The 21,119-nt window shown below is 59.8% G+C and carries 12 protein-coding genes; all 12 read left to right on the top strand.

Translation table 11 applies throughout. From position 1 onward, the window contains the following. The first annotated feature begins 3 nt into the window (after nucleotides 1-3). Nucleotides 4-1,323 (top strand): flagellar assembly peptidoglycan hydrolase FlgJ, encoded by a 1,320-nt coding sequence (gene flgJ / locus ACGSLL_RS25945; protein ID WP_394508421.1) that lies wholly within the window; start codon nucleotides 4-6, stop codon nucleotides 1,321-1,323. A gap of 25 nt (nucleotides 1,324-1,348) precedes the next feature. After that, on the top strand, nucleotides 1,349-3,394 hold the full coding sequence (gene flgK, locus ACGSLL_RS25940; RefSeq protein WP_394508420.1) for a flagellar hook-associated protein FlgK: 2,046 nt from the start codon (nucleotides 1,349-1,351) through the stop codon (nucleotides 3,392-3,394). Nucleotides 3,395-3,407: 13 nt separating this feature from the next. Further along, complete coding sequence (locus ACGSLL_RS25935; protein WP_394508419.1) at nucleotides 3,408-4,976, top strand: flagellar hook-associated protein 3; 1,569 nt, start codon at nucleotides 3,408-3,410, stop codon at nucleotides 4,974-4,976. Between the two features lie 114 nt (nucleotides 4,977-5,090). Beyond that, a complete protein-coding gene (locus ACGSLL_RS25930) occupies nucleotides 5,091-8,693 on the top strand; it encodes a glycosyltransferase (protein WP_394508418.1) in 3,603 nt (1,200 codons plus the stop codon). A 225-nt stretch (nucleotides 8,694-8,918) separates the two neighbouring features. Next, entirely contained in the window at nucleotides 8,919-12,599 is a 3,681-nt protein-coding gene (locus ACGSLL_RS25925) for a beta strand repeat-containing protein (protein ID WP_394508417.1), read from the top strand. A gap of 283 nt (nucleotides 12,600-12,882) precedes the next feature. Continuing rightward, a complete protein-coding gene (gene rfbF / locus ACGSLL_RS25920; protein ID WP_394508416.1) occupies nucleotides 12,883-13,656 on the top strand; it encodes a glucose-1-phosphate cytidylyltransferase in 774 nt (257 codons plus the stop codon). Then, nucleotides 13,638-14,720, top strand: coding sequence for a CDP-glucose 4,6-dehydratase (gene rfbG / locus ACGSLL_RS25915; RefSeq protein WP_394508415.1), 1,083 nt, complete (start codon nucleotides 13,638-13,640; stop codon nucleotides 14,718-14,720). The genes rfbF and rfbG overlap by 19 nt, the downstream gene beginning before the upstream one ends. After that, complete coding sequence (gene rfbC / locus ACGSLL_RS25910; RefSeq protein WP_095122729.1) at nucleotides 14,717-15,277, top strand: dTDP-4-dehydrorhamnose 3,5-epimerase; 561 nt, start codon at nucleotides 14,717-14,719, stop codon at nucleotides 15,275-15,277. The genes rfbG and rfbC overlap by 4 nt, the downstream gene beginning before the upstream one ends. Further along, the gene (locus ACGSLL_RS25905; protein WP_394508414.1) at nucleotides 15,274-16,500 is read left to right on the top strand and encodes a methyltransferase domain-containing protein; all 1,227 of its coding nucleotides are present in this window, start codon (nucleotides 15,274-15,276) and stop codon (nucleotides 16,498-16,500) included. The genes rfbC and ACGSLL_RS25905 overlap by 4 nt, the downstream gene beginning before the upstream one ends. Continuing rightward, nucleotides 16,497-17,354 carry an NAD-dependent epimerase/dehydratase family protein gene (locus ACGSLL_RS25900; protein WP_394508413.1) on the top strand — a complete coding sequence of 286 codons (858 nt, stop codon included), beginning with the start codon at nucleotides 16,497-16,499 and terminating at the stop codon, nucleotides 17,352-17,354. Before ACGSLL_RS25905 ends, ACGSLL_RS25900 begins: the two co-directional genes overlap by 4 nt. 63 nt (nucleotides 17,355-17,417) lie before the next feature. After that, nucleotides 17,418-18,152 carry a cephalosporin hydroxylase family protein gene (locus ACGSLL_RS25895; RefSeq protein WP_394508412.1) on the top strand — a complete coding sequence of 245 codons (735 nt, stop codon included), beginning with the start codon at nucleotides 17,418-17,420 and terminating at the stop codon, nucleotides 18,150-18,152. A 51-nt stretch (nucleotides 18,153-18,203) separates the two neighbouring features. Next, on the top strand, nucleotides 18,204-21,119 hold the full coding sequence (locus ACGSLL_RS25890) for a glycosyltransferase family 2 protein (protein ID WP_394508411.1): 2,916 nt from the start codon (nucleotides 18,204-18,206) through the stop codon (nucleotides 21,117-21,119).

Genomic DNA, 21,119 nt, shown 5'->3' with positions numbered 1-21,119 from the left:
ACCATGGATATGCGCAAAAGCGGTCTGGTCAGCAGCAGCGATTCGGGTTCGTACTCCGACCTCAATCGCCTGAACCAGCTCAAGGTCGGCGACAAGAACAGCGACGAGAACATGCGCAAGGTTGCGCAGGAATTCGAGTCGCTGTTCCTTGGCGAGATGCTCAAGTCGATGCGTTCGGCCACCGACGCGCTCGGCCAGGACAACCCGCTGAATACGCCGGCCGCCAAGCAGTATCAGGAAATGTACGACCAGCAACTGGCGGTTTCCATGTCCCGCGAGGGCGGTGGCATTGGCCTGGCTGACGTGCTGATCCGGCAGATGTCGAAGAACAAACCGATGGCCCCGGGCGAAGCGGCGGCCGCGTCTGCCGCCAAGCAACAGGAAGCGCTGGCCAAGGCGGCCGCCGTGCCGACACCGATTGCCGCCGGTACCGTTGCTACCAACGGCCCGTTGTCGCGACTCAATGGTGAGCGGCCGTTGTGGGCGTCGCGTTCGGTGAATGCGCCGAACACCGATATCTCCCACCGCAACGATATGCAATTGATCAATCAGCGTCGTCTGGCTTTGCCACCGAAACTGGCTGATCGTTTGCTCGCCGGGCTGGTGCCGTCTGCGCCTGCTGCTTCAACCGCTGCAGCTGCAGCCACGGCAAGCAACGCCTTGCCGCAACGTGCCGCGACCCCGGCGATCGGTGGTTCCGGCCCGCTGTACAACGGCGACTGGCTGGCCCGCGCCGAAGAGCAGAAGGCTGCCGCTGGCGGGCAGATGCAGGTCTACGGTCGCGCCATGGCGCAGATTCCGCTGGCACCGCCGAAAAAAGCCTTCAGCTCTGCCGACGAATTCGTCAACACCATGCTGCCGATGGCCAAGGAAGCCGCCGACCGCATCGGCGTCGATCCGCGTTATCTGGTGGCCCAGGCGGCGCTGGAAACCGGCTGGGGCAAATCGGTCATGCGCGCCCAGGACGGCAGCAGCAGCCACAACCTGTTTGGCATCAAGGCGAGCAGCAACTGGAAGGGCGATTCGGCCCGGGCAATCACCAGCGAATTCCGCAACGGTGCGATGGTCAAGGAGACGGCCGAGTTCCGTTCCTACGCCTCGTACAAGGACAGCTTCCACGATCTGGTGACGTTGCTGCAGAGCAACAATCGCTATCAAGAAGTGCTGAAGTCGGCCGATAACCCAGAACAGTTTGTACGCGAGTTGCAGAAGGCCGGTTATGCCACCGACCCTAACTACGCCAACAAGATTTCGCAAATTGCCAAGCAGATGAACAGTTTCGAAAACTACGCTGCGGCGGGTGTCTCCACCACGCCTTTATAAGGCACCAGGTAATAAGGTCTGAACCATGAGTTTGCTCAATATCGGGATGTCGGGACTGTCGGCCAGCCAGTCCTCTCTGGCTACGACAGGCAACAACATTGCCAACGTCGACACCGCCGGTTATTCGCGTCAGCAAACCGTACAGGGCACCAAGTCGTCGCAGCAGTACGGCACCGTGTTCATCGGCACCGGCACGACCCTGGCCGACGTGCGCCGGGTGTATAACTCGTACCTGGAAAGCCAGCTGCACACGGCGACGTCGCTGGACAGCGAAGCCGCGTCGTTCCTGGCCCAGGCCACGCCGCTGGACGCGATGCTGTCCGACACCAACACCGGCCTGACCGGCGTACTGCAAAAGTTCTTCACCTCGCTGCAGGGCGTGTCGACCTCGGCCACCGACGACACCTCGCGCCAATCGGTGCTGACCGGTGCGCAGGCGCTGAGCAGTCGTTTCAATACCATCGCCAAGCAACTGAACGACCAGAACACCACGATCAACGGCAGCCTGGGCGACATGACCGCCCAGGTGAACAAGCTGGCGACCTCGATCGCCAACCTGAACCAGAAGATCGGCGAGATCTCCACCAGCGGCGGTGCGCCGAACGACCTGCTCGACAGCCGTAACGAAGCCGTGCGCCAACTGTCGGTGCTGACTGGCGCCCAGGTGGTTGAGCGCGGCACCAGTTTCGACATCTACGTCGGCAGCGGCCAGCCCTTGGTGATCGGTAACACCACCAACACCCTGAACATGGTTGCCAGCAAAGACGATCCGTCGCGCATGGCCATTCAGATGGACCGCGGCTCGAGCACCATCGACATCACCTCGGTGATCAGCGGTGGCGAAATCGGTGGTCTGCTGACCTATCGCAAGGAAGTCCTCGACCCGTCGCTCAACGAGCTGGGCCGAGTGGCCCTGGTGGTCGCCGATCAGATCAACCGCCAGCAAGCCCAGGGCATCGACAAGAACGGTGACTTCGGCGCGGCGATTTTCAACAACATCAACAGTGCCGCACTGATCAGTCAGCGCAGCATTGCCAAAGATGGCAACAGCGCCGGTTCCGGCAACCTCGATGTGACGATCAAGGACACCGGCAAGCTGACCACCAGCGATTACCAGGTCACGTTCACCAGTGCCACTGACTACACCGTCAAGCGTTCCGACGGCACCGACATGGGCGCGTTCAGCACCACGACCAACCCACCGCCAGTGATCGACGGTTTCACCCTCGCGCTCAACGGCGGTGCGTTGAGCGCCGGTGACTCGTTCAAGGTCACGCCGACCCGCAACGCGGCCGCGAGCATTCAGACGGTGCTGACCGATCCGAAGAAAATCGCTGCGGCCGGTCCGCTGACCGGCGTGGCCAGCGCCAACGGCCTGGGCACTTACACCCAGCCGACGCTCAGCGACAAGATCGACATTTACAACCCGACCGCCCAGGCCGACATGCAGGCGGCGCTGAAGAATTCGACGCCGGTCAAACTGGTATTCGGCGCGACCAGCGGCGGCAGCCAGTCGTACAACCTGGTGGACGCCAAAGGCGCGACCATCGGCACCGGCACCATCGTTCCGGGCCAGTCGAACACCCTGAATCTGAAAGTCGGCATCGTCGACGCCAGCGGCAACCCGGTGATGGATACGACCGTCACGCCGAACGTGCAGAAAACCTTCACCGTGCAGACCACCGTGGGCGGCACGCCGAAATCCGGCGAGACCTTCACCATGAACCTGACCGGTGCGGCGTCTTCGGACAACCGTAACGCGCAAGCGCTGGTCGGTCTGCAAACCGCACAAAGCGTCGACACCGGTTCGGCGAGCAAGGGCATCAGCCTGACTGACGCCTACAACAAATTGGTGACCAACGTCGGTACCAAGACCGCCCAGGGCAAGTCCGACAGCGCTGCGACCAGCGCGATTCTGGACAACGCCAAGGGCGCGCGCGATTCGTTGTCCGGGGTCAACCTGGATGAAGAAACCGGCAACCTGGTCAAATACCAGCAGTACTACACAGCGTCTTCGCAGATCATCAAAGCTGCGCAGGAAACTTTCGCCACGCTGATCAACAGCCTTTAAGGAGTCGTAATTCATGCGCATTTCCACCGCTCAGTATTACGGAACGCAAGCTTCGGACTATCAGCGTAACTTCAACAAGGCCGTTGCCACCGCCAGCGAGGCGAGCAGCCTGCAGCGCATCAACACCGCGGCGGATGATCCGATCGGCGCCGGGCGCTTGCTGCAACTGGGCCAGCAGGCCGCGATGCTTGATCAGTACAAGACCAACGTCAACACCACCAAAAGTGCCTTGACCGTGCAGGAGTCGACTCTGGAGTCGATCACCACGGCGCTGTCGCGTGCGAAAGAGCTGGCGCTGGCCGCCAATAACGGCACGATCACCGACAAGGATCGCCAGGCGTACGCCTCGGAACTGGGCGAGATCCAGCAACAAGTGCTCGGCCTGATGAATGCCAAGGATGCCGACGGCAACTACCTGTTCTCTGGTTCGAAGACCGACACCGCACCGTATTCGCAAAATACTGACGGCACCTATACGTATAACGGTGACCAGACCACCATTAATCTGGGCATCGGCGATGGCCTGACGGTAGGCACCAACACCACCGGTTGGGACGCCTTCCAGCAGACCATCAATACCGCCCGCACCGGCGTCAAGATGACCGCTCCGGCAGTGGATGACGGTCGCGTGGTACTGTCCAACGGCACGGTTGGGAGTGAAGCAAGCTACAACGCCAAGTTCACCAGTGGTCAGCCATACACCGTCAGTTTCATCAGCAGCACGCAGATGCAAATCACCGACGCTCTGGGTAACGACGTGACCGCTGAAGCCAGCAAGAACGGCGTGATCAGCAATACCAGCGGTTCCAACCAGAGCTTCAGCTTCCGTGGCGTAGACATGAAGCTGAACATCAACCTCAAAGAGGGTGACACCAATCCGGACGCAGTCATTGCCGGGCACAGCTTTCAGCTGGCGGTGAGCCCCGACACGTTTACCACCACGCGCAGCCCGGGCAACGCTTCTACTGCAGTGATTACCGGGTCGACCATTACCGATCAGGCGGCCTATACCGCTGCGTTCCCGCAGGGTGGGGCAGTTCTCAAGTTCACCAGTGCCACTGATTTCGATCTGTACGCAGCGCCGGTAACGGCCGACAGCAAACCCGTGTCTTCCGGCACAGTGGTTGGCGGTAACGCGACAGCCGCCGGCGTAACGTTTGCGTTGGGTAACACACCGGCTACCGGTGATCAGTTTTCGATTCAGCCGAATAATCACCAGACCCAGAATATTCTCGACACCCTTGGGCAGATGATCGGCGCGCTGAAAACGCCGATAGACGGCGACCCGGTGGCCAAGCAGAAGCTGCAGGGCGCCATGGAGGCGGGCCTCGGCAACATCGACGCCGCTACCAACCAGATCGGTACGGCGGTCACTCTGATCGGTGCGCGGGGACAGGCGCTGGATATGCAAAGCGTCACCAATGACAGCCTGAGTACTGCCAACACCACGACGCAAGGCTCGATCCGCGATTCCGATCCGGCTGAAGTCATGACCCGCCTGACCTTGCAACAGACCATGCTGCAAGCCGCGCAACTGGCGTTCAGCAAAATCAGTCAGTTGGGCCTGTTTAACAAGATCTGACAGTGACCGGGTGTGTAAGCACCCGGTACTTCGGCTCTTGAGTGTCTTATTTGTCTTTTTTCGCGGTTGAGAACTCGCTGTTCCGGTCGGGTTCGCGCCGCCTGCGAGTCCGCCGTGAATTCTCTTCCCCTTGTCAGTCTTGCCATTCCTGCTTTCAATCCACGCTTTTTTGAGCGGGCACTGCGCAGCGCCGTCAGTCAGGGTTATGGCAATCTTGAAATCATCGTCTGCGATGACAGTCGTGGCGATGAAATCGAGGCGATCGTTGCGTCGCTAACCGAGCAGAGCGGCGTTCCAGTGCGTTACGTGCGCAATCCGCACACGTTGGGGATGGTCGGCAATCTTCACGCCTGTCTGGATCAGGCGCAGGGCGAGTTCATCAAGTTTCTGTGTGACGACGATCAGCTGTTTACCAGCTGCATCGAGCGCCAGGCCGACGTGCTCGCGCATCGTGACGAAGTCAATCTGGTGCTGGCCCAGCGGCTGTTCTGGGACGCCGATGACATGGTCCTGCCATCCCGACTGGAGAACACGCCGCTGTCGCCGATCAGTGGGCTGTTCAAGGGTGACGACCTGTTGGCACTCTTCGAGTCGTTTCCGGCCAACATTCTTGGTGGCTTCAGTAATGCCCTGTTTCGCCGCGCTGATGTGGCCGAGCTATTGCCAGCGCTGACGCAGCCAGGCCACTGCTTTGTGGCGAGTCTCGATTTTGCCCTGTTCGCTTGCTTGCTGCGGCGCGGCAACGCAGTGGTCTCCAATCATGTCTTGAGCGTCGAGCGCCTGTACCCCGATCGTCTCAGTGCCCAGCAAGCCATGAAAGACGCGCTGGAGATCGAACGGCAATGGCTTTTGCAAATGCTCAAGGCGCGCAGCGGCGAATCCGCGCCTGCGCCGGGATGGGTGCGTTACGTTCCCATGCCCAAAGCCGATGATTCACCGCGAGTCTGGGAAGAGTTGCCGTTGAGCCGAACGCTCGGCACCAAGCAGAGCGCTCAGAAATGGAAAGTAGGGGGTGACAGCCAGAGTTTTGCCGAGCTTTATGCGCAATGGCTGGAGTGCCGCACGCTGAGTGACGTGCAGCGCCGATTGCTGCCCGACACCTTGGCCGAGTGGCCTTCCACACCGCGTTTTGTGCCCGTTGTGATTGATGAGCAAGGCAGTCCGGCGGCTCTGGAGCGAACCCTGGGAAGTCTTGCTACGCAGATCTATGCACCGGAGCTGACGCTGGTGCTGTCGTGCGATTGCACTGAACCGGTCTTGAATGAGCGAGTGTTCCATTTGCCGTTGCAGGAAGATTATCTGCAACAGATCAATCAGCTGCTGCCACAGTTGCAAGGTGCCGACTGGTTCTACCTGCTGCGTGCCGGTGATCGTCTGGTTGCCCCGGCCCTGCTGATGATGGCCGAGCGCATCGCCTTCAATAAAGACTTCAACTGTTTCTACACCGATGAAGGCAGCATACGTGCAGGTGAGTCAGCGGAGCCGGCGTTCAAACCCGACTTTAACCTCGACCTGATGCGTACCTTTCCTTATGTCGGCCGCGCGCTGGCGTTTCGTCGCGACGCTTTTCTTGCACTGGGTGGTTTCGACTCAACCTTCACTGAACTGGCGCCTCACGACATGCTTTGGCGGATGGTCGAGGACCAGGGCACTCAGGTGGTGGGCCATTTGGCCGAGATCGCCGTCGAGTCGTCATTTGATCTGAGCCAGTGGCTGTCGCTCCCTGCGGTGAGGCAACACAACGCGCGATTGCTCTCGGCGCATCTTGATCGCCTGGGGATTGACCATGACCTGCGTCGCGGCAGTGTTGAGTTGCTCAATCGGGTTGATTACCGTCATGAGCATCGGCCGTTGGTCTCGATCGTTATTTCTACGCGCGACCAGATCGCTGCCCTGCAACGGTGTGTCGAAAGCCTGTTGGAAAAAACCGCGTACAGCGAGTACGAACTGTTGTTAGTCGACAACGCCAGCGAGACTGCTGAGGCGCGCGCCTGGCTGGACGGTATGGCGCAACTGGGCAGCGAGCGGGTGCGGGTGCTGTCGTATCCGCAGATGGGTAACCTCGCCGCATTGCGCAACTTTGCCGTTGGCCAGGCAAAGGGCGACTACGTGCTGTTGCTCAACCCTTACACCGTGATCACTCAGGGTGACTGGCTGGACGAGTTGCTCAATCACGCCCAGCGTCCGGAAGTCGGTATCGTCGGGGCGAAACTCTTCAACCCCGACGGCTATGTCATGCACGCTGGGCTGGTGCTCGGTTTGCAAGGTGCGGCGGGCCTGCCGTTTTACGGGCAGGCCATGCAGTCATCTGGCTATATGTACCGCTTGCAGGCGGTACAGAATCTGAGCGCCGTCGGCAGCGATTGCCTGATGGTCCGCAAGTCGTTGTTCGATGCGGTCGACGGTCTGGATGAGCAGAGTCTGCCGCGTACGTTGCATGAGGTGGATCTGGCCCTGCGCATTGCCCGGCAGGGCTATCTCGTGGTCTGGACGCCTTACGCGGCGCTGGCGATAGGCGCACAGCCAGTCGAGACGGTCAATAACGAAGAAACCACTTCCCATAGCCAGCAGGAAGAATCGTTCTACAAGCGCTGGTTGCCGGTCATTGCGCGTGATCCTGCGTACAATTCCAATCTGGCGTTGTACAAGCATACGGGGTCCAGTTTCACTCTCGAGCCGGGCCTGCGCAGTGGCTGGAGTCCGTTCAGCCACAGCACCTTGCCAAAGATTCTTGGATTACCGATCAACGCATCGGCCATCGGTCACTATCGTGTCACGCAACCGCTGATCGAACTCGAAGCGGCGGGCAGAGTGCAGGGACAGATTCGCTACAGCGTGAATCTGCCGCCGATCGTCGAAATCGAGCGACTGGCGCCGGATGTGATCATCCTGCAGGGACGCTACACCGAAGCGCCGGTCAACGAAATTCCGCTGCTGCGCAACTATTTCAACGCCCGGCGCATTTATGAACTGGATGACTATGTCATCGATGTCCCTCATCGCAATGCGCATATCCGCAACATGCCGGACAAGCATGAGATGGAGCGGATCGTTCGCCGCGGCATCGGCATGTGCGACCGCGTCGTGGTGTCCACTCAGCCGTTGGCCAATGCATTGTCCAGCATGCATCACGACATCCGGGTAGTGCCCAACATGTTGGCGCAGGAGTTCTGGAGCAACCTGCGCAGCCAGCGCCGTACTTCGAAGAAACCGCGCGTTGGCTGGGGTGGCGGCACCAGCCACCATGGTGACCTGGCGGTGATTGCAGAGGTCGTGCGTGAGCTGGCTGACGAGGTTGACTGGGTGTTTTTCGGCATGTGCCCGGATGACCTGCGTCCGTACATGCACGAGTTCCATGGCGTGATCGCTCTTGACGCATACCCGGCAAAACTCGCCAGTCTCAATCTGGACCTGGCGTTGGCGCCGCTGGAATTCCACATTTTCAACGACTGCAAAAGCAATTTGCGTCTGCTGGAATATGGCGCCTGCGGTTACCCGGTGATCTGCACCGATACCGAAGCCTATCGCGGCTACCTGCCGTGCACTCGGGTCAAGACCAATACCACCGATGAGTGGCTGCAAGCGATCCGTATGCACCTCGCTGACCCGGACGCCAGTTATCGCATGGGGGATGAGCTGCGTGAGGTGGTGCTGCGCGATTACGTCCTGCGCGGCGATAACCTGCGGCATTGGGAATATGGCTGGTTGGCGGATTGATTTGAATGCAATCGTGACCACTCGAACAGGCGCCTTTGACAAAAGCCGCCTGTTTTTTTGTAGCTTGTTCTGTGCGCTCCTCTCGAACGAAATTTTTGGCCACGGCTAAAGCTGTAATCATTTGCTGTCGATATTGACCTGATCGTCTGTTTTCAACGTTCGCTGCGATGACCTGTGATCACCACACGAACCTGTACCGATTCACAACAAGGCAAGGAAGAAACAATGGCGGTCATAAACGGAACAAACAGCGCGGATACGCTGGTGGGTACGAGTGGTGATGATGAGATCAATGGCTTGGGCGGCAATGATCTGATAATGGGCGGAGCCGGTGCAGACAAGATCGATGGGGGGGCAAATATAGATACTGTTGATTACTCGGCGTCTGCCGCGGGAATCAACGTCGACATTCGTTACAACACCCCGGGTCGTGCAGGTATCGGCGGCGATTCCGAAGGCGATACGCTGATCAACATCGAGAAGGTGATCGGCTCTGCCTTCAACGACACCTTCAGCATCGATACCCTGACGGCGACCTTCGAAGGCGGTGCCGGGGACGACGTTTACATCATCAACGGCCTCGGCGGCACGGTCATCGAGCTGGCCGGTGGCGGCAATGATGAAGTGCGCACCAACTATTATTCGCAGTCGTTGGGTGCCAACGTCGAACGCCTGACTTACACCGGTACCACAGCGTTTACCGGCTACGGCAATGCGATCGACAACATCATCACCGGCGGCATCGGTAATGACACGCTGTTCGGTGGCGGCGGTGCCGACCAGTTCTTCGGCGGTGCGGGTGTCGATACGGTGGGCTATACCGACAGTACGGTCGGCGTCACCGTCAATCTGAAAACCGGCGTCCATACGGGGATTGCCACCGGTGACACCTTTACCGACATCGAAGGTATTCGTGGTTCCAACTTCAACGACACCTTCGTCGCCGATGGCCGTGCCATCGCTTTCGATGGCTCTGTCGGGAACATGGATACGGTGGATTACTCAACCTCAGCTGCCGGGATCAACGTCGACATTCGCTACAACACCCCGGGTCGTGCAGGCATCGGCGGCGACTCTGAAGGCGATACGCTGATCAACATCGAGAAGGTGATCGGCTCTGCCTTCAACGACACCTTCAGCATCGATACCCTGACGGCGACCTTCGAAGGCGGTGCCGGGGACGATGTTTACATCATCAACGGCCTCGGTGGCACGGTCATCGAGCAGGCCGGTGGCGGCAATGATGAAGTGCGCACCAACTATTATTCGCAGTCGTTGGGTGCCAACGTCGAACGCCTGACTTACACCGGTACCACAGCGTTTACCGGCTACGGCAATGCGATCGACAACATCATCACCGGCGGCATCGGTAATGATACGCTGTTCGGTGGCGGCGGTGCCGACCAGTTCTTCGGCGGTGCGGGCGTCGACACGGTGGGCTACACCGACAGCACGGTCGGCGTCACCGTCAATTTGAAAACCGGCGTCCACACGGGGATTGCCACCGGTGACACCTTTACCGACATCGAAGGTATTCGTGGTTCCAACTTCAACGACACCTTCGTCGCCGATGGCCGTGCCATTGCCTTCGATGGTTCTGTCGGGAACATGGATACGGTGGATTACTCAACCTCGGCTGCCGGGATCAACGTCGAGATTCGCTACAACACCCCAGGCCGCGCAGGCGTGGGTGGCGACTCCGAAGGCGATACGCTGATCAACATCGAGAAGGTCATCGGCTCCGCTTTCAATGACACGTTTACCATCGATCTGATGACTGCCACCTTCGAAGGTGGCGCGGGTGACGACGTGTACTTCCTCAATGGGGTTGGCGGCACGGTGGTCGAGCAGGCCGGAGGGGGCAATGACGAGGTGCGGACCACCTACGGTCAGCTCAGCCTGAACGCCAACGTCGAGCGCCTCACCTATACCGGCACCGGTGCGTTCATCGGATACGGCAATGCGATCGACAACGTCATCACCGGCGGCAACGGCAACGACACGCTGTTCGGTGGCGGCGGTGCCGACCAGTTCTTCGGCGGTGCGGGCGTCGATACGGTGGGCTACACCGACAGCACGGTCGCAGTGACTGTTAACCTGAAGACCGGCGTCCACACAGGCATCGCTACTGGTGACACCTTCAACGACATCGAGGGCATTCGCGGCTCCAACTACAACGACACCTTCGTCGCCGATGGCCGTGCCATCGCTTTCGATGGCTCTGTCGGGAACATGGATACGGTGGATTACTCCACCTCGGCCGCCGGGATCAACGTCGAGATTCGCTACAACACCCCAGGCCGCGCAGGCGTGGGTGGCGACTCCGAAGGCGATACCCTGATCAACATCGAGAAGGTCATCGGCTCCGCTTTCAATGATACGTTCACCATCGATCTGATGACTGCCACCTTCGAAGGCGGTGCGGGTGACGATGTGTACTTCCTAAATGGCGCCGGCGGCACGGTGGTCGAGCAGGCCGGCGGGGGCATTGACGAGGTGCGGACCACTTACGGTCAGATTGCACTGAGTGCCAACGTCGAACGTCTGACCTACGCCGGTACCGGTGCGTTCACCGGATACGGCAACGCCATCGACAACATCATCACGGGTGGGGCGGGTAATGACGTGTTTTTCGGCGGTGGTGGCGCCGATCAGTTTATCGGCGGCGCCGGGATCGACACCGTGGGCTATGCGGACAGCACGGTAGCGGTCAATATCAATCTCAAGACCGGCGTGCATTCGGGGATCGCGGCGGGGGACACCTACGTCAGCATCGAGGGCCTGCGTGGCACCGGATTCAACGATACTTTCATTGCATCCGGTGCGGCCATGGCGTTCGATGGCCTGCTGGGCCAGGACATGGTCAGCTACGAGCAGTCCGAAAGCGCTGTAACCATTGATCTGAAAACCAACGCCAACAGCGGTGACGCGACAGGGGATACCTTCACCGGTATCGAAATCTATCAAGGCAGCAGTTTTGACGACACCTTGTCCGGCTCCGCGAGCACCGATATTTTCATTGGTGGCAGTGGCGCTGACCGGATCGACGGGCGAGAAGGGTATGACAGTGCCTGGTACATCACCAGTGCCTCAGGGGTGAACATCAATCTGACGACCAACATCAATCTGGGTGGAGATGCTCAAGGTGATGTCTTGCTCAATATTGAGCGAGTAGTCGGCAGCCACTTCGATGACAGCATTACAGCCGGCGCCACCGGAAACCTTCTGGAGGGTGGACTGGGCAACGATGTGCTCTACGGCGGTAACGCCGGTGACACTTTGTACGGCGGGCTGGTTTCCCCGGTGGGTCCGTTCAGCCTGACCGGCATTTCCCCAGGCCCGCAAGCAGACGTGATGTATGGCGGCTATGGCGATGACTACATCTACAGTGCTGCGGACGACACCGGCACCCTCGCCTTTGGCGAGGCGGGCAGGGATACGATCACCGTTGCCTCAGGCAAGGCAGATGGTGGTGAAGGCAACGACACGCTCACGGGTACAGGCAATAATTTTGTACTGCTGGGTGGGGGGGGCGATGACTCACTGACACTTGGGATAAAGAATGCTTATCCTTGGCAAATGGGGTCTGGTGGCTTTGCCAATGGTGGCGCCGGTGACGATACCTACATCGTCAACACCACACTGGCAGTGACCATCCGTGATGATGGGCTAAGCCTCAATGACACGCTGATACTGAACAATGTTCGATCGGCCGAGACATTGCAGCTGGCGCGAGTCGGTGATGACCTTTACCTCAATGATGGTTATTTCGCGCCGTCCGATCCAACCGCCCAAGGTGTTCGCCTGCAAGACTGGTTCGCGGGTGGCAACACCATCGAGCACTTCAAAGCGGCCAACGGTGATGTGCTGCCGCTCAATGGCGATGGTTTTGCCATGTTTGGCTGACGAACCTGCCTTAAGTCACTCGAGCCATTTTGAGCGGTAACGAGGGAGCCTGATCAAATTGGATCAGGCTCCTTTTTTTATGGCGGGCCTTCGCTGCCGCGGCCAATGCTGGTTCGGCAGGCCAAGCGAGCTGGCGCGTTTCCTGCAAGTCCCCCTCAAATCGCCATAAAACGAGCGCATGCGGTCTTTTCGCCTGCGCCTGAAGTGGCAGAAGGTTTAGCCAGAAGGCCCGCAACGCTCAACAAAGCCATGCGCAGCCCGGTGAAGAACAAGAGGGGAGACGATGAAGGCAGTAATTTTGGCGGGTGGCCTCGGCACGCGCATCAGCGAAGAGTCGCACCTCAAGCCCAAGCCGATGATCGAGATTGGCGGCAAGCCAATTCTCTGGCACATCATGAAGCAGTATTCCGCCCATGGAATCCACGACTTCGTCATTTGCCTGGGCTACAAGGGCTACGCGATCAAGGACTTCTTCGCCAACTACTTCCTGCACACCTCCGACGTCACTTTCAACATGCGTGAAAACCGCATGGACGTACACCAGAACTACAGCGAGCCGTGGAGCGTCACCCTCATCGACACGGGTGAGGAGACCATGACCGGTGGCCGTCTGTTGCGCGCCGGCCGTTATCTGCAGGATGAAGAGGCGTTCTGCTTCACCTACGGCGATGGCGTTTCCGATTTGAACATCCGTGAACTGGTCGATTATCACAAGGCCCATGGTCGCCTGGCCACCGTTACTGCCGTGCAGCCGCCGGGGCGTTACGGCGCGCTGGAGCGCCACGGCGATCAGGTTCTGGGTTTCACCGAAAAACCTCGCGGGGATGGTGGCTGGATCAATGGCGGCTTCTTCGTACTGTCGCCACAAGTGCTGCCGTACATCGCAGGTGACGAAACCACCTGGGAGGCCGAACCGTTGGCGCGCCTGGCTCGAGACGAACAGCTGAAGGCCTTTGAGCACGATGGCTTCTGGCAGCCCATGGACACCCTGCGTGACAAGAATCATCTCGAAGCGCTGTGGCAGAGCGGGGAGGCCCCATGGAAGCAATGGGCCTGAGTGCGGATTTCTGGCGCGGCAAACGCGTTCTCGTCACCGGACACACCGGTTTCAAAGGCAGCTGGCTGACCCTGTGGCTGCAAAGCCTCGGCGCGCAAGTCAGCGGCTTTTCGCTGGACCCGTCGACCGAACCGAGCCTGTTCCAACTGGCGCGGGTCAGTGAGGGCATCAACGATCAGCGCGGTGACTTGCGCGATCTCGGCGCCTTGCTGGAAATCATTGCCGACACCGAGCCGGAAATCGTCCTGCATCTGGCCGCTCAGCCGTTGGTGCGCGAGGGCTATCGCGATCCACTCGGCACGTATTCCAGCAATGTCATGGGCACGCTGAACCTGCTCGAAGCGATTCGTCAGATCGGTGGCGTGCGCGCCTGCGTGCTGGTGACCACCGACAAGGTCTACGCCAATAAGGAATGGCTGTGGCCGTATCGCGAAGACGAAGCCCTCGGTGGTCACGACCCCTACAGCAGTAGCAAGGCCTGTTGCGAGCTGTTGGCGCAGTCCTATGCCGCGTCGTTTTTCCCGGCGGACAAGCATGCCGAGCACGGTCTGGCCTTGGCTACCGCACGCGCTGGCAACGTGCTGGGCGGCGGTGATTTTGCCCCGGAGCGCCTGATTCCCGACGTGCTCAAAGCCTGGAGCGCGGACGAGCCGGTGACCCTGCGTTACCCGCAAGCCGTGCGCCCATGGCAGCACGCCCTTGAACCGCTGGCGGGTTACCTGCAATTGGCCGCTGGCCTTTATGAGCAAGGTCCTGAGTACGCCGGTGCGTGGAATTTCGGCCCCGGTGAAGCGGACATGTGCAGCGTCGGCGAAGTCGTCGAATTGCTCGCCAGCCGCTGGCCGCAGGCACCTGGTTTGCGTATCGAAAAAAGCGAACTGCATGAAGCCGGCCTGCTGCGCCTGGACAGCAGCCGCGCCCGCCAGTTGCTTGGCTGGCAAGCGCGCTGGACCTTGCAGCAATGCCTGGCCCAGACCCTCGACTGGCATCTGGCATGGCAGAACGGCGATGACATGCGCGCCGTCACCCTGGGGCAACTGAACCTGTACCGAGGCGCGCTGTGAGCGAGTTCTCTCTGAAGGCGTTGCCACTGGCCGGGCTGTTCAGCGTCCAGCACAAACGTTTTGAAGACCAGCGCGGACATTTCGCCCGGTTGTTCTGCGAGGGCAGTCTGAGCGCGTTCGGCAGCGAATTTCATATCCGCCAGATCAACCATTCCTGTACGCGCGAAAAGGGCAGTGTGCGTGGGCTGCATTATCAGAATGCCAACGCCCCGGAAGCCAAACTGATCACTTGCCTGCGCGGTGAAGTCTGGGATGTCGCGGTGGATCTGCGTCCTGACTCGGAAACCTTTTTGCACTGGCACGCCGAGCACTTGAAGGCGGGCGATGGCCGCAGTCTGTTGATACCGGCGGGGTTCGCCCATGGTTTCCAGACCCTCAGCGAAGACGCCGAACTGCTTTACCTGCACAGCGCCGATTACGCGCCGGAGCATGAAGGCGGTCTGTCGGTAAACGATCCGCGGCTGGCGATTGCCTGGCCGTTGCCTGTCAATAATTTGTCAGCGCGAGATTCCAGCCATCCCGCGCTCGATCAACACTTCGCTGGAGTGCGTCTATGAACTGCCGTGGGTGCGCTGCACCGCTGAGCCTGCCGCTGATCGACCTCGGCACCTCGCCACCGTCCAACGCCTATGTACATGCTGATCGGCTGGAGCAGGCCGAGCAATGGGTGCCGCTGAAGGTTGCCGTGTGTCAGCAATGCTGGCTCGTGCAGACCGAGGATTACACCCGCGCCGACAGTCTGTTCGACGCCGAATACGCCTATTTCAGTTCGTTCTCCAGCACCTGGCTGGCCCATGCCGAGCGCTATGTCGCCGAGATGGTCGAACGCTTCGGTCTCCATGCCGACAGCCGCGTAGTCGAAGTCGCCGCCAACGACGGCTACTTGCTGCAATACGTCGCCGCGCGCGGCATCGCTTGCCTGGGCGTCGAGCCAACCCGCAGCACCGCGCAGGCGGCACGCGAGAAGGGCCTGGAGACTCGTGAGCTGTTCTTCGGTCGCGAGACCGCCGCGCAGCTGCAAAGCGAAGGCTGGGGCGCCGACCTGATGGCGGCCAACAACGTGCTTGCGCATGTGCCGGATATCAACGATTTCCTTGGCGGTTTTGCCACGCTGCTCAAGCCGAGCGGCGTCGCCACGTTCGAATTTCCGCAACTGCTGACGCTGATGGCCGGCGCGCAGTTCGACACGCTGTATCACGAACACTATTCCTACCTGTCGCTGACCGCCGTGCAGACCTTGTGCGAGCGCAATGGCCTGGAAGTATTCGACGTCAGCCAGTTGAGCACCCACGGCGGCTCGCTGCGGGTGTTCGTGCAGCGCAAGGACGGCGAACGCCGAGCGGTGCAACCGGCCGTTGAGCAACAGTTGCAAGCCGAACTCGATGCCGGGGTGAAGACCGCCGAGTACTACGCAACCCTCGCGCCCGCCGCTGAACGCATCAAACATGCACTGCTGCGCTTTCTGTTGCAGGCCAAGGCCGAGGGCAAACGGGTGGTCGGTTACGGCGCGGCGGCCAAGGGTAATACCTTGCTCAACTACGCCGGGGTCAAGCCGGACTTGCTGGAGTGGGTGGCCGATGCCAATCCTCACAAACAGGGCAAATTTTTGCCGGGCAGCCGCATCCCGATCGTGGCGCCGGCGCAGATCGATATCGACAAGCCGGACTACGTGCTGGTGCTGCCGTGGAACCTGCTGCACGAAGTCAGTCAGCAACTGGCGCAAGTGCGTCAGTGGGACGGACGCTTTGTAATCGCCGTGCCTGAGTTGAAAGTGCTGTGAAGGTTTTGGTCACGGGCGCCACGGGGTTCGTCGGTCGGCATCTGGTTTCCGCGTTGCTGGCACGCGGCTGCGAAGTGCGCGCGGTGGCGCGCAATGCGCAAACCGCGCAAGGCATGCCGTGGATCAACGACGTCGAGTTCATTGCCGCGGATATTCATGCTGCTGACCTCGATGTCCGCGCGTTGACCGCTGGCATTGATGCCCTGGCGCATCTGGCCTGGCCGGGTTTGCCGAACTATCGGGCGCTGTTCCATTTCGAGCACAACCTGATGGCCGATTATCGCTTTATCAAAAGCGCGGTCGAGGCCGGCGTAAAGCAGGTGCTGGTCACCGGCACCTGCTTCGAGTACGGCATGCAGAGCGGCCCGCTCAGTGAAACAACCGAGCCACGCCCGAGTAATCCGTACGGTCTGGCGAAACATACGCTGCACCTGTTTCTGCAGAGTCTGCAGCAGGAACGGCCGTTCACCCTGCAATGGGCGCGGTTGTTCTATCTGCACGGCGAAGGGCAGAACCCCAACAGCCTGCTCGCGGCACTGGACCGGGCGATCGATGCCGGTGATGCGTCGTTCAACATGTCGGCCGGTGAGCAGTTGCGCGATTTTCTGCCAATTGAAAACGCGGCGGAATACCTCGCCACGATACTGCAGGTACGCGATTTCAACGGCGTTATCAACTGCGCCAGTGGCCAGCCAGTGTCGGTGCGTGTGCTGGTCGAACAGCGCTTGCGCGAGCGTGGCGCAACTCTGGATCTGAACCTCGGCCATTACCCTTATCCAACCCATGAACCCATGGCGTTCTGGGCTGTGGTCGAGCGCTTACAACAATTACTCGAGGCGCAGCGCAGCAACTGATGCGCCTGCCGCGAAGGCCTTTTGGCCACGTGCAAACCCAATGAATTTTCAGTGAGACGAACAATGAGCGATAACCTGATCCAAGCCTTCGAAGCAGAGTGCCAGGCTGAAGTGGTTGCCCAGGGCCAGAACCACGAACTCAAGGCGCTGGCCCAGCAGTTCTATAACGAGTCGGCCAAGCACAAGTACACCTATCACTTTTCGTGGATGGGTCGCCCGATCATTCAATTGCCGCAAGACATGATGGCGATGCAGGAACTGATCTGGCGGATCAAGCCGGACCTGGTGATCGAGTGCGGTATCGCCCACGGTGGTTCGATCATTTACTACGCCTCGCTGCTGGAACTGCAGGGCCATGGCGAAGTACTCGGTATCGATCGCGATATCCGTGCGCACAACCGTGAAGCCATCGAAAGCCATCCGATGATCAAGCGCATCAGCATGATCGAAGGTTCCAGTCTCGACCCGGCGGTGGTCGAGCAGGTCCGTCTGGCGGCGGCTGGCAAGAAAGTCATCGTCGTGCTCGACTCCAATCACACCCACGAACACGTCCTGCAAGAGCTGCGTCTCTACTCACCACTGGTGTCGGTGGACAGCTATTGCGTGGTCATGGACACCGTCGTTGAGGACATGCCGGCCGATGCCTTCCCGGATCGTCCATGGGGCCCGGGTGACAATCCGAAAACTGCGGTGTGGGCCTTCCTCAAGGAAAACGCTGATTTCGAAATCGATCAGCAGATGCAGGACAAGTTGCTGATCACCGTTGCTTCTGACGGTTATCTGCGTCGGGTTCGTTGACAGTTTTTTATCACAGCGTTTTCGCAAGGTTTGATCGCTGCAGGAGAAGTTATGCAAGGCAATTACGGTTCTGAAAACACGCTGCCATTGAGCGAGTTGCTGACGGTGGTATTGATCACCCACAACCGCCCGGCTTTTTTGCGCCGAGCGCTGCAGTACTACAGCAGCCTGCCTTGCAAAGTGCTGGTGCTGGATTCTTCCCCCGAGCGCCCGGAAGGCGATTTTTCGGCAGTCGATTATCAGCACCTGCCGCAGTTTGCCTATTGGGGCATGCAAGCCAAACTGACCTATGGCGTTGCACAATTGACTACGCCGTACATGGTCTTTGCCGCCGACGATGATTTCATCCTGCATGAATCGCTGGCCGAATCGGTGAATTTCCTTGAAGCGAACCGCGACTACGGACTGTGCCACGGCTACTGTCTGATGTACCTGGCGCTGGCGGGCAGCGTCAGCTATTACCGTCGCGACAAGAAAATAAGCGAAGACTACGCATCGGAGCGTGCCGAGGACCGCGTCCTGGATTTCATGCACCAGTACGTACCGCCGTTTTATGGTGTTTGCCGCACTTCGATCATTCAAGACTGGTACCGCGCGTTGCCAGCGGGCACCAGCTTCGAATGGCAGGAAATCGGCCACACCTATTATCTGCTGGCGAATGCCAAGGCGCGGATTCTGCCGATCCCTTATGTCGTGCGCGAAATCAATATCGGCTTCTCCGACCACAATACCGAGGTCTACCACGCGCTTTCGTACACCGACGCCAAGTCAGTGGCCGAGCGGGAAGCATTCGCCGAATTCCTCGCCTCCTTGCCGACCGCTATCACCGATCTTGATCAGGCGCAGCGCAAGGCGTTCGCGCTGGAAAGCTTCGCGGCGATGACCGACAGCCTGGTTTCCGGGAGAGCGTTGACGACCGAACTGATTTTCGAGTCGACCTGGAATAACCTGACCAAGTCGCCAGAGCGTAAATTCGGTCCACGGCAATACGTCGAAATGCCGTTTTACAACCAGCGGTTCTTCGATCTGCTGACGCAGTTCGAGTTTCTTCTCCACGCTATGCCGGCCGGTCGTATCCAGTTGGAAAAACTTGAAGGGGTGTGGACCCGGCAGGAATATCTGCTGCAGTCGCGCAATAACGACACCCCGGAAAGTGTCACCGACCGACTGTGGCAAGCCCACGACCGCAACGCGTTCAACCGTCGCGTAGTCAAACGTCTGGCCGAGCAACTGCAAGACGTTGGCGAAGATACTCCAGCGCAGGAAATGCTTGAGTGGAGCGCGCGGCTTGACGCTGTGTCGAAGGTCGATCATTACCCGATTTTCCGCAAGATGCGCTCTGGCCGTTTGCTCGACTGGCTGGCGGCGCGCAAGCCGGACGCTGAACAAGCAGGGTCGATTGCCGCGCATCTGGCGGCAAACAACGGCGGGCCGCAGTTCGGGATTTTCCTGCTTGATCTGGATGACAGTGTCGAAAAACTGCAAATAACCCTCGACAGCCTCGTTGAAGGCCACAGCAAAGCATTCAAGATCGTGGTCTTCACCACTGGCGAGCCGCAGACCGCGACCACCGCGCAGAACACCTTGCACTTCGTTCGGGTGACGCCTGGCAATCTGGTCGACAAGCTCAACCAGAGCGCGGCGCAGTCACCTTGCGACTGGGTGCTGCTGGCGAGCGCGGGGGATGAATTCACATCGGCCGGCCTGGCGCGAGCGGGTCTGGAACTGATGTCGGCTACCGATATCCGCGCGGTGGCAACCGATGAAATCCAGCGTACGGCAGAGGGTGCGCTGGTCGACGTGTTCCGTCCCGGTTTCAATCTTGATCTGCTGCAAAGCGTGCCATCCCTGATGGCGCGCCACTGGTTGATCCGTCGTCAAGTGCTGCTCGACGCCGGCGGCTATCAGGCTGATTTCAGCAAGGCACTGGAATTCGATCTGTTACTGCGCATCATTGAGCAAGGAGGCCTCGACGGTCTCGCGCATCTCGACGAGCCACTGCTGATCACCGAGCAGGCGCCTCTGGAAGAAAACGCCCATGAACGCCTGGCATTGCTGCGCCATCTGGGCAATCGCGGCTACAAGGCCAAGGTCACTTCGGCAACACCGGGCACCTGGCAGATCGATTATCGCCACACCGAGCAGCCACTGGTTTCGATCATCGTACCGGTCATCGATGATTTGCCGGCGCTGCGTCGCTGCCTGGAAGGCGTGCTTTTGCGGACCCGTTACAGCCGCTATGAAGTGCTGCTGGCAGCCAACGCCAATCAGTCGGCAGCCGTCAATGACTGGCTGGGCACGCTGCGCCATGCCAAGGTCAACGTGTTGCGTGCCGATCAGCCGTTGAGCGAGATCGCGTTGTACAACGCCGCCAGCGAGCAGGCCCAGGGCGATTATCTGGTGTTGCTGGCCGCTGACAGTGAAGTGGTCAACCCGAACTGGATCGATTCGCTGCTCAATCACGCCCAGCGTCCGGAAGTCGGGGTCGTCGGTGCCAAGCTGGTCGACCGCGACGGCAAGGTCTCGCACGCCGGTTTGATTCTGGGTCTGAACGATGGTGTGGGCTCACCCTTCGTCGGCGAGAAACACAAGGCCGAGGGTTACATGCAGCGTCTGGTGGCCGAGCAAAATTATTCGGCTGTCTCCAGGGTCTGCATGATGGTGCGCAAAGAGCTCTATAGCGCCTTGGACGGGCTGGATGAAGCGACTTTTGCTGAAGGTTTCGCTGATGTCGACCTGTGCCTCAAGGCCGGTCAGGCGGGTTACCTCACCGTGTGGACGCCATCCGTGCAGGTGTTGCATACCGGCGAACAGCCAACAGCCGCCGAAGCGCTGCAAGCGTTGCGTGAAAAATGGCCCGAGGCATTCGCGCAGGATCCGGCCTACAACGCCAACCTGGCCCTGACCGGCAAAGGTTTTACCCTGGGCGAAAGTGCCCCGATCAACTGGGCACAGTTGCTCGCTTAA

This window comes from Pseudomonas retamae (genome assembly GCF_043496865.1).
Lineage (GTDB): Bacteria > Pseudomonadota > Gammaproteobacteria > Pseudomonadales > Pseudomonadaceae > Aquipseudomonas > Aquipseudomonas retamae.
Note: the sequence above shows the minus strand (reverse complement) of the source record. Positions and strands in the feature narration are given on the sequence as shown.

Excerpts from the sequence above, each read along its gene's own strand:
- flgJ (WP_394508421.1), top strand. The coding sequence starts at position 4 with ATGGATATGCGCAAAAGCGGTCTGGTCAGCAGCAGCGATTCGGGTTCG.
- flgK (WP_394508420.1), top strand. The coding sequence starts at position 1,349 with ATGAGTTTGCTCAATATCGGGATGTCGGGACTGTCGGCCAGCCAGTCC.
- ACGSLL_RS25935 (WP_394508419.1), top strand. The coding sequence starts at position 3,408 with ATGCGCATTTCCACCGCTCAGTATTACGGAACGCAAGCTTCGGACTAT.
- ACGSLL_RS25925 (WP_394508417.1), top strand. The coding sequence starts at position 8,919 with ATGGCGGTCATAAACGGAACAAACAGCGCGGATACGCTGGTGGGTACG.
- rfbF (WP_394508416.1), top strand. The coding sequence starts at position 12,883 with ATGAAGGCAGTAATTTTGGCGGGTGGCCTCGGCACGCGCATCAGCGAA.
- rfbG (WP_394508415.1), top strand. The coding sequence starts at position 13,638 with ATGGAAGCAATGGGCCTGAGTGCGGATTTCTGGCGCGGCAAACGCGTT.
- ACGSLL_RS25905 (WP_394508414.1), top strand. The coding sequence starts at position 15,274 with ATGAACTGCCGTGGGTGCGCTGCACCGCTGAGCCTGCCGCTGATCGAC.
- ACGSLL_RS25895 (WP_394508412.1), top strand. The coding sequence starts at position 17,418 with ATGAGCGATAACCTGATCCAAGCCTTCGAAGCAGAGTGCCAGGCTGAA.
- ACGSLL_RS25890 (WP_394508411.1), top strand. The coding sequence starts at position 18,204 with ATGCAAGGCAATTACGGTTCTGAAAACACGCTGCCATTGAGCGAGTTG.